Raw genomic sequence first — 12,505 nt, forward strand, 5'->3', positions numbered from 1 at the left:
TTGAATTTAAATGTTACTTTGATTGGTTTCTATCGATTCCGTAAATCTCTCTCATAGAAAGGTCTTTAGACGGGTAGATGCTTTCGATATTGATTTTATATGCGTCATAGACAATTCGATCCATGATTGCATCTGCCAGAGGATTATCATCTCCTCCAAGGCGTTCGTACCAGCCTTCCTCTCTGAACTGAGAGCAGAAGATGGTAGATGACTTTTTACGCCGCTTGTGAATCAGTTCAAAAAGATTCTTCGATTCTGATTCGCTTAGTTTCAGCAATAACCACTCATCTATAATCAGTAAAAGCGGTTTCGTATATTTGGATAGTATTTTGATAAAGTTCCCATCGTTGCTGGCAGCTTCCAGTTCTAGTAATAAATCCGGAAGACGGACATATCTGACGGTAAAGTACTGTTTACAAGCTTCCATACCAAAGGCACATGCCATGTAGGTTTTATCACTGCCGGTGGCACCGGTGATAAAGATGTTCCGGTATTCTGTGATGTATTCACAAGTAGCCAGGCGATTGATTAAGTCTTTATTCAGTCGTCTTCCGGAAGTATAATCAATTCCAGCAATGCACGCATCGGTCTGCTCGAGTTCGGCATTACGAATAAGACGTTTTAAACGATTGTTCTTTCGACTGGTATATTCAACATCTACCAGCATGCCAAAACGGTCTTCAAACGGAATGCCCTGCATGGATTTATCATTCATCTGGATATGGAAAGCATCAGACATTGCAGTGAGACGCATTTCAATTAATTTATCTATTGTACTTTGATTAATCATTGTAATTACCTCCTTGGGATTTGTTCTGATAGTATCTGGAGCCACGGGTGATTCCATAGGTGTCTTTCTTCTTAGGCAATACTTCTGAAACAGGTTCGTCCTTCATTGTTGCCAGTAGATTTTTGATACTTTTATAGCTGGGTGAGCCAGAATAGCTTAATGCTTTCGTACAAGCCTTTTCCAGTTTCACCGGAGAGTATTTCTCGGCTAACTTTAACAATCCCATACAGCTTCGGTATGATTGCTGTTCCACCCTGCCGGAGGTAAGTATGTTGTTTACAACGATATTTGTGTTAGTTCCAATCGTGGTTGCCCACTTCCAGAAACGGTCGCCGTTCCATTCCAGATATTTCTGATGGTCTTCCGGCATGTGTTCCATTACTGTTGAGTATTGTCCCGGACGTCCGTAAAGGCGTCTGTGGGAAGCAATCCGATTGTGTTTGATAAAGATTTCAACTGTTGTATCTGTTATTCGCACATCCGCCTTATTTCTGATATACTGATAAGGCACAGAGTAGTACATCTTGTCTACTGCGATGTGATAATTAAACTGAACCGTGGCGACCTTCCAGCCACACAGTTCGAAGCGGGTAGTAGGCAATGGTGTCAAAAGTGACAGTTCTTCCCCAAGAAACAAACCACATCTGCTACCTTCATTCTTTTGAAAGAGGTTGGCATTGAAAGCTTCCAGCTTCTTGCGGATTGCAACATTCAATTCTGCAAGAGAGAAGAACTGCTCGTTTCGAAGGGCGGCGGTTATCCAGGTGGATATATTTCCGACGGAACCTTCAGCGTTTGGTTTGTCTTTTGGGTTGCGTACCCTGGCCGGTATAATGGCAGTTCTATGGTGCTCTGTCATTTCATGATAGGTTGTATTCAGTGCCGGAGTATACCAGTCACTTTGCTAGTGATTAACAGCGGTTGTACAGTTATCAGGAACTAAGATTTTTGCTACACCACCGAAAAAATTCATACATGTGGATATGTGCGGTAATCCATGCTTTTTGCCGCTCATTAATGAAACAAAATGATATTTATGAAGAGTATATACCATTTTATGGAATTCTTACCGGTAAAGAATCGGAACCAGCTTCAACACAGAGAAAAATAATTTAGCAAAATCAGTTTTTGGTATGTCGTTTAATGTAACTATCTGATAGAATACTTATATCAATTTAGTATATAAGCTGTTTATCCAATACTATATACTGAATATATTATAAAATAAGTGAGGATATAGCCAATGAAAAATGAAGCAAGTAATAATTTAAGCTTAAAAATGTACAAGAAAGGCTCAAAATGGTGGAAAGCTATCATTCTGACAATTCTTTCAGGGCTTGAAACCCCATTTAACACAGGAACCTACGCTCTGTTCTTCTGGCTTATACAGGAACAGAGGTTAGAGTGGCTGCTTCCGTTTGTCGGTATCTATGTGGCATCATATGCAATTCTTTTATGGATAGGCAAGCAGGCGATTAAGGCTACAAATAATTATAAGGCACAGGTAATAACTGATATTAAAATGGCCTGTGTTAAAAACGCAATTGCAGAAGGAATTGACTCCGGTACGGCTATTTCATTTATAGACAATGACTTAAAGCTTGTTATGGCAAACTATTTTGACAATATAATAAAAATAACAAAAAGTTCTGCCGTGGTAGTATTTACCATCATACTTACCTTTAGCAGCAACTGGATATTTGCACTTATTTACCTTGTAATAGGTCTGCTTCCAATGTGGCTTGGCAGCATATTGGGAAGAAAGACTGCGGAGATGACAAACCAGTATACTGAGAGTATAAGCAAAACTACGGTGCTTATAAAAGATGTGATCAAAAACAGTGGAACTATAATTAATTATAACAGAATTGCAGACACTGTTAAAAAACTTTTTGCCTCAATATCAAAGAGTGAGAAGGACTTTGCAGATAGAAACAATGAGATGGAATTTACCGGCCTTTATATGAACATTGTGTATATTGTGGTGAATATTATTCCTATTGCAATAGGTATATATATGGGAATTAAAGGCTATATTACTATACCAGCCTTTATTGCGGTTCAGTATTCAAGCGGCTGGATAGTGGGCTCTTTGGGACAGATAGCAGGTCTTATGGCTGTGCTTAAATCAACTGAGCCAATCAGAGAAAATATAATGAAGTTTAGTGATGTTGATGAAGTAAATGAAAATGAAGCTGAGGATGTAAAGAAAATTGAATTTAAAGAGGTGGATTTCGCTTATAATGAGGACAAAGAGATACTTAAGAAATTTTCTTTTAAGGCGGAAAACGGCAGTAAAATTCTTATACAGGGTGAGAGCGGAAGCGGCAAGAGTACCATACTTAAGCTTATAAGCGGAGAACTTAAACCTGACTCAGGAAAGGTGCTGTTAAATGACAAAGAGTTAAAGTACAGAAGACTTGGCTTTATATCACAAAATCCTGCGGTATTTAATGAAACTCTAAGATATAATATTACTCTTGGAAAAGATTTTACTGAGGCAGAAATAAATAAAGCTATAGAACAGGCAGGGCTTGCAGAATTTACCCGTGAAAATGGTCTTGACTATGCAATTGAAGATGAGGGCGGCAATATTTCAGGAGGTCAGAAACAGAGAATAGAAATAGCAAGAGCCCTGCTCTATAACTGCTCTGTGCTTCTTGTAGATGAGGGAACTTCAGCCCTTGATAAGAATACAGCTGATAAAATACATGAAACCATTATGAGTCTTAATAAGACAGTTGTAGAAGTAGCACATCACATCCCGGATGAAGTAAGGGCAAGATTTGATACTATACTTGAATTAGGATAATATTGTATAGAATTTTCTATATGAAGATTCATCTGTATTCAAACACCTCTTCCACTCCCATCTCCAGAAACTTAGCAAGCTTCATAGCATACAGCAGATTGGGAATAGCCCTGCCTTTTTCAATATTTATCAGAGTACGGACATTTATATCGGCTCCTTCAGCGACCTGCCGCTGGGTGAAGCCGAGGCTTGTCCGTTTTTCTTTTAATCTGCAGATTATTGTATCTGTATTCATAATAGCAACCGCCCCTCGCCAAAATCTTCTTAAATCTTTATTATGATAAAACACGCCCCAAAATCTTAAAGGAGCTGCTTTCAGTAATAGGCATAGGTTCATATGCCTTATTAAGTGAAACAAGATAAGCTCCTTTCTTGTTATTCTGAAATTTCTTCACATAAGTATTTCCATCAAGATAAAAGATGCCTGTTTCACCATCTTTAAGCTGTTCAGTCTGTTCAATCCATATAAGCTCTCTGTCATTTTGTAATCACCGCTTTTTTCAAGCAGGCGGGTATATTCTATTACCTTATCTATTCCTTCTTTGTTTAGGTTGCGGAAAGGGTTATCAGGATTGGTTCCGATATTATCAATAATTCAAACGGTTGATGATTACTTAATGGCATATAAGACTATTGCGAGTATGGATAAAAAGGGTACAGCTTCTTTTGCATCTCAAGCAAGAATGAGAGTTCCATATATAGTTTGTAAAGAACCAGGAATATCTGAAAAGTATTCAGGTAGACTTTATAATTCAGATAATCAGACCTTGGGATATTTAGAAGTATCTGGAATTCCCATGGATATGGGGAAAAAAAGAGGAGTAAGAGTTTTTGCTAATAATATTGGAGAAAGAATAGGGGGAACATGTAATTTAATGCAAAATATATAAAGGCAATATTTGATTTATATAATGTGATTATTGATTCAAGTTTAGTCACACGATTATATGGACAAAATGGAATAGCTCCTAAAAAACAGAAAAATGCTAAACAGATAAAATGTATAAGTGAAACCATAAATATGCTGCGTACTGTTGGAGCACACAATTAGTGAAGAAAATATTAGGGAAGAAATTAGCCTTCAATTTATAAAATGGCAATAGATAAGGCACAATATAAAAAAATATTTTATAGTCATCCACCATGGAAATCCGACCTAATTAACGCTATAATGTATTTAATCTAATAAGAAAACAGAGCAATCATTGTTGCAAGCTTTTTGACAATGGTAGGTAAAAGTTTCTTTCTAATAATTGCAATTTGAGATGTACATATTGTTTTCAAAGTCATGATAGAGAAGATAATGTTATGAATGAAGGTATTTTAGAAAAGGTATTTGAGTATATAAAAAATACATTTGATTCTAACAAGAATTTAAATGCTCTATCGTTTGTGATGTTCGGAGGAGAACCTCTTTTAACTTTGTCAAAGTACAAATCTTTTTTTGATACCGTTAGGGAGTATTGTAACAAAATAATTATGATAGAGTTATTGAACTAATTGAATATCTTGAGACTAATAAACTGACTAGGTGTTATGTGGATTTGGTTGTGCCAATTTAGGTTATCAGCAAAACGGAGATATTAATGGACGTGGTTGCAATAAGGCTAAATGGCTTTATGATGATCAAATTAGGTTCATTATAGAAAATAGGGGGCAAAAGTACTATGAAGAAAATCAATTACAAAGTTGCTGATGCTGTTTTTTTAATCATAGTGTTTATGGGTTTGAAAGTATTTGATAAATATATACTTGAAACACTTAAATATAATAAAAATTCAATTTTTATAGCTATAAGCGTTACATTAATATTTTTAGGCATATACATTAATAGGTATTTTTTTAGACCCTCACATAAAGAAATAACACAATTGAAACGAAGAGGGTGGAAAATTACAGGATATTATTCAAGTCTTTCGCTCAGTAATGAAGATATATATAATAATTCCTATGATTTGTGGATTAAATATAGTTGCATATTACTTTTAATTGAGTTGTTTGGACTGCTGGTGTTATATGTGCTGAATGAATGCTATTTAACAAGTAGTATGTTTTTTGCTCATATTATAATGGCTTGTATATCGCAAGTTGCTGCATGGATTATTACATTGAGAAGAGAGAAGAAATATGGGAAAAAGTAAGCACTTTATTAGTGATTTGTATTTTGCATTCAAATATGTTTTTAAGATTAGTCCGCTTTATGTGTTTTTAACTATATTTTCTGCGATATTCAATTCGGCGTACAATCTATTTAATATAGTTATCATTAAAGCTATAATAGATTCCATGCAAGTCAAAGATTATCGATTATTTTATTTTTATTTAATATTAATTTTTGGAATAGGTATTATAACAATGTTGTTTAATAATGCATTAAGTAATATAATTATTCCTCAAATTTTGAACAAGATAAAAAATGAAACACAGAAATATATTTTTAGTGGGTATATACAATATAATTATGAATATGTGAACAACAAAGAATTTTATGATAAATATTATTATATTTTAGAAAACAGTGAGAATTCCTTCACATCAACCATAAATGTGTTGGGAGAACTTATTACAAGTATTATAACTATATCGGGGGTAGTTTATATAGTTTTCTATTATGATTATATTATCATGCTTATTACTTTTAGTTTGGCAGTGTTATCATTTATCTGCTCTTTGAAAGCAGAAAACAGCAGTATTTATTTAAAGAATTTACGACTATGTTTAGGAGAAAAATAGACTATGTTAGGCGTATTTTTTATATGCCGGACTATTTCAAAGATTTAAGAGTAAATGATACTAATTTATTTTATAATATATTAGATAGGTCATGCGATAATTTAAATGGTGAAATCAGTAATTAGGGGAGAGTTATAAGTTTACTATCTTTTGGAGGAGGCATAGAAAATGTTTAGAATTGCTATATGTGATGATGAAGAGATTTTCAGAAAAAATATTTATAAAATTATAATGAAATACATGGATGAGAATGGCTACCCATGCGAAATTGATGAATTCGCATCAGGGAGGGAATTCATAAGTTTGGAAATAAATATGGCAAAATATGACATTGTTTTTCTTGATATAAGCATGGATGAAATGGACGGAATGGAAACAGCAAAAGAAATAAGAAAAGTTAGCAATGATGTTTTTATAGTTTTTGTAACAGCATTTATTAATTATGCAGTACAGGGCTATAGCGTAAATGCCATAAGGTATATTTTGAAGAATAATGAAACTTTCCCGGAATTAATATTTGAGTGTATGGATGCGATAAGCAAAAGAATGAACTATTATATAGAACAGAAAGAGTTTAAATTTAACGAAGGGATAAAGAATGTTTTTCTGGAAAGGCTGCTGTATATTGAAAGCAGACTGCATAAACTTGAATTTTATATTATGGATGATAATATAAACAGATATTCGCTATATGGGAAACTGGATGAAATTGAGGAAGAGTTGGAAGGTAAAGATTTCCTGCGTATACACCAAAGTTTTTTAGTTAATATAAAACACATAGCAAGTATATTTCGGCATGAAGCCATACTAAATAATGGAACCAGGTTAAAAATTTCAAAATCTCGATATAAGTTTGTCAGAGAAAGAATTGTTTTGTATAAAGGAGAACTGTAGATGATATTGGATTATATACAGGGTATTATGCTTACGGTATTGGAAATCATATGCTGTAAAATGTTTTTTGAAAGTTTCGGAGAAAAAAGAAGTGAAAACAGCTTGAAAAACAATGCAGTTATTTTTAGTTTAATTATATGCTGCTATTTAGCGGTATTAGTATTTCATAACAGATTTATTTTTAAACAGATATTGGTTATTGTTATGTTTGCAATGTTTATGACTGCGTATATTAAAATTCAATTTTGGAAGTCTATAGTTTTATCTTTATTATTTCAAGGATTACTGCTTTCAGCAGATTACCTGACTCTTTGGGTAAATGTATCTTTTTTTAAAAGCATTGCAGATATAAATAAGTATCATTTAATCGGTGCAAGCATGATAACGGTCATATCAAAAATAATATTATTTTTAATAGTCATATTAATCAGAAAGAAAATAGGAGATAAAACATCGGATGTTCTAAGCAATACAGACTTACTTCGGTTTATGTTTTTCCCGATATTTACAATATTTACCATTATTGCACTGATTATTACATCAGGAAGTATTGAAAATCAGAGGCAGAACAATGTGCTTTTAGCCATATCCCTGTGTTTAGCCGGAATGAATCTGTTTGTGTTTTATTTGATTAATGATATATTAAAGCGTGAAATAAGAGTAAGAGAAAGTGAACTTTTTCGGATGAGGGCTAAGAATCAGACAGATATGTATCGCTCTGTTTCTGAAAATTTTGTTAAGCAGCGTAAAATAACACATGAATATAAAAACCAGATTTTGTGCATTGAATCCCTAATAAATACCGAGAATTATGAGGAACTTAAGAACTACATAAAAAATATAAGCGGACATTTAAGTACAGAGCTAGATTATATTAAGACAAATAATGTGATAGTAGATGCCATATTAAACAGTAAATATAGAGAAACATTAGAAAAAGGAATCATATTTATCTTTCAGCTTAATGACCTATCAGAGATAAATCTTAGTGATGAAGACATTGTTGTTATATTATCTAATCTTTTAAGTAATGCAATAGAGGCATGTGAAAAATATCCAGGCAAAAAAGTTATTAAATTGAAGTTTATAGAAGAGGGAGGCAATATCATTATATCTGTTAAAAACACTTATAATGGTAAGCTGGAGATTAGGGATGGAGAGATACAAACTTCAAAAATATATGATAATGATGAACATGGAATTGGAATAAAGAATATTATTGATGTCATAGAAAAATATCAAGGTTCATACACCATACAAAATGATAAAGAAGAATTCTATTTTTCGATAATGTTGCCAAACTTCAAAAAGTGATTTGCAAATGCAAGTCACTTTTTTTGCCGATTTCTGCAAAAAATGGGCGATTTCTGCAAAATGTATTGTTTTTCTAATAAAGGTTGCTATACTGAGTTTAATAGGAGGGGCAGTTATGGTTGAAAAATTAGCAACTGACTTGATAGCACAAATGATAGAAAATAAAATAATAGTTAAAGAAATGGCAGATAGATATATTTATACTTTTATCTGCTTTGTAGAAAAATTTATTACAATCGGCAGCATAATACTAATCAGCCTAATAACTCGTAATCTACCTCCAACCATCTTTTTTCTTATATTTTTTTTTGAATTAAGAAAGAGGACAGGCGGATATCACTTAGACAAATTTTATAAGTGCTATTTTGCAACGGTAGCCATATACTTAGCAGTGATGCTTACTGCGGAAAGCTTAGCAAAATATCCACAATGGCTGTTTGGATTAGTAGTTATTGCTACAATATATATTGTAATAATTGGTACTGTTAACCATCCTAATATGCAGATGAATGCTGCAGAATTCATGGAATCAAAAAAACTTGCAAGAATAACAGTTTTGCTGGAAGTTAGTATAATACTTGGTTGTGTTTTCTTAGGAGCTAGTATGATTTACATTAGTTATATGGCGATAGCTGTTATATTATGTGCAGTTTTGTTATATATATCAAAAATTTTTAAACAGGAGGTAACAGAAAATGAAAAATGTTAACAAAAAAGTGCTTAAGGTCGTAGAACGGTTAATGAGGAATGAAGCTACACAAAGTGCAGGTAAATTTCCACCTCCATGCTTAGGCATATTTCATCAGCCTAAGCGTCCTATAAATCAAAAGAAAAAATGATTGGAGGTAGACAATGAAAAGTATAAATCCACAGAGGTATAAGAATGGAGATACTTAAAGGTTCTTAGTTCAGCTATCTTATATGTAGAAGAACATAAAACATATTAAAAAATCCAATTTAATGGAGGTAAATTTATATGAAGAGAGGTTTATTTTTTATATTTTGTTTTTCTTTTATGATGTTAATAGGTAGTACTTCATCTACTTATTGTGCAGAAAATAACTATAGTTATCAACTAAAAAAGTATATAAATTCTGATGAATATCAGGATATGCTTAAAAGTTTGCCTATGGAAGAAGATGCTAAACTTGAAGTTATGCAAGATAGCGACAATGAGATAGATGAAGCATATGAAAGAGTACAAAATGAAGAAAAGTATATTGTAGACTTAATAAATAGGTTTGATTCTGATGAACATGCAATCCAGGAGAGTTGGGAGTCTAACTTGAATTGGCTAATCAAAAACCATGATATGCTAAAACAATATAAGAATGAAGATATAAAAATGGATTATGTTGATTCTTATATAGAAGCATATAAAACAGTACTGATGGATAAAAACTTACCTGATGAAAAAGTTGAAGAGAAAGATACTTTTAAATTACTTAATAATGAAGTATTCTCAACCAGAGATTATTCAAGAGATGATGCTGTTAAATATGCTAAAAAATATTACAAAAACTATAATTCCAATTATCCTGATTGGGGAAATTTAGGTGGAGATTGTGCTAATTTTGTTTCCCAATGTCTGCATGCAGGTGGAAAGTCAATGGTTAAAGGAGAAGCAACCAATTTTGCATACTGGTTCTCTTCTGGAAATACAACTGATACTAATAAAGTTTCATCTACTTGGAGAGGAGCTGATGCATTTAGGCATTTTTGGCAGTCGAATGCCAGTAAGTATAAGAAATTTACTTCATATGATGGAATGTATGCTTATGGATATAAAGGTGATGCAGCAACTTTTTTAACATCTAACGGAAGAGGATACCATACTGTTATAATTGTCGATTACGATACTAATAATAAAGATTTAGTATATGCGGCACATGCAAATTCAACAAAGAGCGGTTCTCTAAAATCAGCAATTAAAAGTAATAATATCATTATCTATAATATGAAATAAGCATACTGCTTTAGCATTTGATACAAGTTAGATATGAAGCAAGTTTTGATATCTTATGAAAGGGTAAGTTGACAATGATAGTTAGCTTACCCTGAATATTATATAAGCCAAAATAAAAAAAATTGATAGATTTATTGTCAATAAAGTAAAAATTGTAGATTTAAAAGAATAGATAAACATAAATAATGAGAAATTTGTTCTATGGATATACAAATTTAATTAGGCAAAATATCGTTTCAAGTATAGAAAAGTACTAGATGACAAGTTGACAAGTGCATATATATTTGGGATGTTATTTTACTTCATATTCAACATAGAACTATAAGGAGCCGACAAAAGGGAAATGACACCAAATGGTACACAGTTATTAGTATTTGGAATCCGCTTTGTCGGGTTCTTTTTTTGTGCTTATTCCTGTTTTTACTTCGGAAATGGAGAGAAATATAAAAAAGGCAAAAGCAAAAGATACAAAAACAAAAGATACAATTTGAATAAGAATAAGAGAAATGAGAAAAAAGGCAAAGATATCACAGGAACAGCTTGCAGAAGCCATTTATACAGATAATGTATAATAAGTTTTTCAACTTAAATGCAACATGGTGTTGCACTTACTCTGACAGGTACCTCTGTTACATTTACTATTTTTATAAAGTGTTGCACTTACCTTGAAGATCCAGCTTTCTGAAAATTTTGTTAAGCAGCGTAAAATAACACATGAATATAAAAACCGGATTTTGTGCATCGAATCTCTGATAAATACCGAGAATTATGAGGAACTTAAGAATTACATAAAAAATATAAGCGGACATTTAAGCACAGAGCTTGATTATATCAAGACAAATAATGTGATTGTAGATGCTATTTTAAACAGTAAATATAAGGATACATTAGAAAAAGGTATCATATTTATTTTTCAGCTTAATGATCTGTCAAAAATAAATATATCCGATGAAGACATTGTTGTTATATTGTCTAATCTTTTAAGCAATGCAATAGAGGCGTGTGAAAAATATTCTGGTAAAAAAATAATAAAATTGAAGTTTGTTCAAGAAGGAGACAATATTATTATATCTGTAAAAAATACTTATAATGGCAAACTGGGAATTAAGGATGGAGAAATACAGACATCAAAATTATACGAGATTGATGAACATGGAATTGGAATAAAGAATATTATTGATGTCATAGAAAAATATCAAGGTTCATACACCATACAAAATGATAAAGAAGAATTCTATTTTTCGATAATGTTGCCAAACTTCAAAAAGTGATTTGCAAATGCAAGTCACTTTTTTTGCCGATTTCTGCAAAAAATGGGCGATTTCTGCAAAATGTATTGTTTTTCTAATAAAGGTTGCTATACTGAGTTTAATAGGAGGGGCAGTTATGGTTGAAAAATTAGCAACTGACTTGATAGCACAAATGATAGAAAATAAAGTAATAGGTAAAGAAATGGCAGAAAGATATATTTATACTTTTATTTGTTTTGTAGAAAAATTTATTACAATTGGTAGCATAATATGCTAGAGTTTTGAGTACTTTGTTGTATGGAAATTTAGTCGATTTTGAGAATGTAGAGCTGATATAAAGTTTAGAACTTAGAGAGGTATCAAGATGGTAATAGAAATATCAATTATTTTAGTATATTTAGCTGGGATTTTTATTAAAAATTTTCAGCTAGGATATTCTCCTTTTGAAGCTGTGTTTTTACTGATAGATTTATCAATGCTTATTCAGGTAGCAGTATTGTCAGCAATATTTGTTGTGATAAAAAGTATAAGAGAAATGTGTAAAAATGAAAGACTTAAAGCAAGAATATTATTTTTAATGGCAGCTATTCTTATTTCAGTAGTAAATGCAATGATATCTGTAGATAGAAAAGCAGATCTTTGGACGTACTTTTTGCTGTATTCATTGCCTGTATTTTATTGTAGTATAATAAGCATGGCTGCTACAATAATTATTAAAAGACATTCAAGAAAAAATATATAACTTG

The 12,505-nt window shown here is 32.1% G+C and carries 16 protein-coding genes and 1 pseudogene; 13 read left to right on the forward strand and 4 right to left on the reverse strand.

Annotation, left to right across the window (positions count from 1 at the left end):
• Positions 1-13: 13 nt before the first annotated feature.
• Together ACTTKP_RS03785 and ACTTKP_RS03790 are read right to left on the reverse strand one after the other, a co-directional pair.
• On the reverse strand, positions 14-790 hold the full coding sequence (locus tag ACTTKP_RS03785; protein WP_442552570.1) for an ATP-binding protein: 777 nt from the start codon (positions 788-790) through the stop codon (positions 14-16).
• Positions 783-1,649: a Mu transposase domain-containing protein gene (locus tag ACTTKP_RS03790; RefSeq protein WP_442552571.1), complete on the reverse strand. Its 867-nt coding sequence runs from the start codon at positions 1,647-1,649 to the stop codon at positions 783-785. The genes ACTTKP_RS03785 and ACTTKP_RS03790 overlap by 8 nt, the downstream gene beginning before the upstream one ends.
• A gap of 384 nt (positions 1,650-2,033) precedes the next feature.
• Between ACTTKP_RS03790 and ACTTKP_RS03795 the strand changes: the two genes are divergently transcribed.
• Positions 2,034-3,602 carry an ATP-binding cassette domain-containing protein gene (locus ACTTKP_RS03795; RefSeq protein WP_442552572.1) on the forward strand — a complete coding sequence of 523 codons (1,569 nt, stop codon included), beginning with the start codon at positions 2,034-2,036 and terminating at the stop codon, positions 3,600-3,602.
• Positions 3,603-3,630: 28 nt separating this feature from the next.
• Here ACTTKP_RS03795 and ACTTKP_RS03800 read toward each other — a convergent pair whose 3' ends face one another.
• Both ACTTKP_RS03800 and ACTTKP_RS03805 read right to left on the reverse strand, forming a co-directional pair.
• Positions 3,631-3,837: a helix-turn-helix transcriptional regulator gene (locus ACTTKP_RS03800; protein WP_442552573.1), complete on the reverse strand. Its 207-nt coding sequence runs from the start codon at positions 3,835-3,837 to the stop codon at positions 3,631-3,633.
• A gap of 40 nt (positions 3,838-3,877) precedes the next feature.
• On the reverse strand, positions 3,878-4,024 hold the full coding sequence (locus ACTTKP_RS03805; protein WP_442552603.1) for a S24 family peptidase: 147 nt from the start codon (positions 4,022-4,024) through the stop codon (positions 3,878-3,880).
• Between the two features lie 195 nt (positions 4,025-4,219).
• Between ACTTKP_RS03805 and ACTTKP_RS03810 the strand changes: the two genes are divergently transcribed.
• From ACTTKP_RS03810 to ACTTKP_RS03865, 12 genes and pseudogenes are all read left to right on the forward strand, one after another.
• On the forward strand, positions 4,220-4,492 hold the full coding sequence (locus ACTTKP_RS03810) for a hypothetical protein (protein WP_442552574.1): 273 nt from the start codon (positions 4,220-4,222) through the stop codon (positions 4,490-4,492).
• A gap of 367 nt (positions 4,493-4,859) precedes the next feature.
• A pseudogene (locus tag ACTTKP_RS03815) lies at positions 4,860-5,102 on the forward strand (hypothetical protein); the annotation flags it as partial.
• 167 nt (positions 5,103-5,269) lie between these two features.
• Positions 5,270-5,743, forward strand: coding sequence for a hypothetical protein (locus ACTTKP_RS03820; protein WP_442552575.1), 474 nt, complete (start codon positions 5,270-5,272; stop codon positions 5,741-5,743).
• Positions 5,730-6,335 carry a hypothetical protein gene (locus tag ACTTKP_RS03825; protein WP_442552576.1) on the forward strand — a complete coding sequence of 202 codons (606 nt, stop codon included), beginning with the start codon at positions 5,730-5,732 and terminating at the stop codon, positions 6,333-6,335. The genes ACTTKP_RS03820 and ACTTKP_RS03825 overlap by 14 nt, the downstream gene beginning before the upstream one ends.
• Before the next feature lie 168 nt (positions 6,336-6,503).
• On the forward strand, positions 6,504-7,229 hold the full coding sequence (locus ACTTKP_RS03830; protein ID WP_442552577.1) for a LytR/AlgR family response regulator transcription factor: 726 nt from the start codon (positions 6,504-6,506) through the stop codon (positions 7,227-7,229).
• On the forward strand, positions 7,230-8,543 hold the full coding sequence (locus tag ACTTKP_RS03835) for a sensor histidine kinase (RefSeq protein ID WP_442552578.1): 1,314 nt from the start codon (positions 7,230-7,232) through the stop codon (positions 8,541-8,543). It begins immediately after the preceding gene.
• 115 nt (positions 8,544-8,658) lie between these two features.
• A complete protein-coding gene (locus ACTTKP_RS03840) occupies positions 8,659-9,252 on the forward strand; it encodes an accessory gene regulator B family protein (protein WP_442552579.1) in 594 nt (197 codons plus the stop codon).
• A complete protein-coding gene (locus ACTTKP_RS03845; RefSeq protein ID WP_442552580.1) occupies positions 9,239-9,382 on the forward strand; it encodes a cyclic lactone autoinducer peptide in 144 nt (47 codons plus the stop codon). The genes ACTTKP_RS03840 and ACTTKP_RS03845 overlap by 14 nt, the downstream gene beginning before the upstream one ends.
• Before the next feature lie 137 nt (positions 9,383-9,519).
• The gene (locus ACTTKP_RS03850) at positions 9,520-10,509 is read left to right on the forward strand and encodes an amidase domain-containing protein (RefSeq protein ID WP_442552581.1); all 990 of its coding nucleotides are present in this window, start codon (positions 9,520-9,522) and stop codon (positions 10,507-10,509) included.
• Positions 10,510-11,354: 845 nt separating this feature from the next.
• Entirely contained in the window at positions 11,355-11,780 is a 426-nt protein-coding gene (locus ACTTKP_RS03855; RefSeq protein ID WP_442552582.1) for an ATP-binding protein, read from the forward strand.
• A 115-nt stretch (positions 11,781-11,895) separates the two neighbouring features.
• On the forward strand, positions 11,896-12,036 hold the full coding sequence (locus ACTTKP_RS03860; RefSeq protein WP_442552583.1) for a hypothetical protein: 141 nt from the start codon (positions 11,896-11,898) through the stop codon (positions 12,034-12,036).
• A gap of 87 nt (positions 12,037-12,123) precedes the next feature.
• On the forward strand, positions 12,124-12,501 hold the full coding sequence (locus ACTTKP_RS03865) for a hypothetical protein (RefSeq protein ID WP_442552584.1): 378 nt from the start codon (positions 12,124-12,126) through the stop codon (positions 12,499-12,501).
• Positions 12,502-12,505: the final 4 nt, after the last annotated feature.

It is taken from the genome of Catonella sp., assembly GCF_052169795.1.
Lineage (GTDB): Bacteria > Bacillota > Clostridia > Lachnospirales > Lachnospiraceae > Catonella.

What these genes read in the sequence shown, in the direction of transcription:
- ACTTKP_RS03785 (WP_442552570.1), bottom strand. Translation starts at nt 790, where the DNA reads ATGATTAATCAAAGTACAATAGATAAATTAATTGAAATGCGTCTCACT.
- ACTTKP_RS03790 (WP_442552571.1), bottom strand. Translation starts at nt 1,649, where the DNA reads ATGACAGAGCACCATAGAACTGCCATTATACCGGCCAGGGTACGCAAC.
- ACTTKP_RS03795 (WP_442552572.1), top strand. Translation starts at nt 2,034, where the DNA reads ATGAAAAATGAAGCAAGTAATAATTTAAGCTTAAAAATGTACAAGAAA.
- ACTTKP_RS03800 (WP_442552573.1), bottom strand. Translation starts at nt 3,837, where the DNA reads ATGAATACAGATACAATAATCTGCAGATTAAAAGAAAAACGGACAAGC.
- ACTTKP_RS03810 (WP_442552574.1), top strand. Translation starts at nt 4,220, where the DNA reads ATGGCATATAAGACTATTGCGAGTATGGATAAAAAGGGTACAGCTTCT.
- ACTTKP_RS03820 (WP_442552575.1), top strand. Translation starts at nt 5,270, where the DNA reads ATGAAGAAAATCAATTACAAAGTTGCTGATGCTGTTTTTTTAATCATA.
- ACTTKP_RS03825 (WP_442552576.1), top strand. Translation starts at nt 5,730, where the DNA reads ATGGGAAAAAGTAAGCACTTTATTAGTGATTTGTATTTTGCATTCAAA.
- ACTTKP_RS03830 (WP_442552577.1), top strand. Translation starts at nt 6,504, where the DNA reads ATGTTTAGAATTGCTATATGTGATGATGAAGAGATTTTCAGAAAAAAT.
- ACTTKP_RS03835 (WP_442552578.1), top strand. Translation starts at nt 7,230, where the DNA reads ATGATATTGGATTATATACAGGGTATTATGCTTACGGTATTGGAAATC.
- ACTTKP_RS03840 (WP_442552579.1), top strand. Translation starts at nt 8,659, where the DNA reads ATGGTTGAAAAATTAGCAACTGACTTGATAGCACAAATGATAGAAAAT.
- ACTTKP_RS03845 (WP_442552580.1), top strand. Translation starts at nt 9,239, where the DNA reads ATGAAAAATGTTAACAAAAAAGTGCTTAAGGTCGTAGAACGGTTAATG.
- ACTTKP_RS03850 (WP_442552581.1), top strand. Translation starts at nt 9,520, where the DNA reads ATGAAGAGAGGTTTATTTTTTATATTTTGTTTTTCTTTTATGATGTTA.
- ACTTKP_RS03860 (WP_442552583.1), top strand. Translation starts at nt 11,896, where the DNA reads ATGGTTGAAAAATTAGCAACTGACTTGATAGCACAAATGATAGAAAAT.
- ACTTKP_RS03865 (WP_442552584.1), top strand. Translation starts at nt 12,124, where the DNA reads ATGGTAATAGAAATATCAATTATTTTAGTATATTTAGCTGGGATTTTT.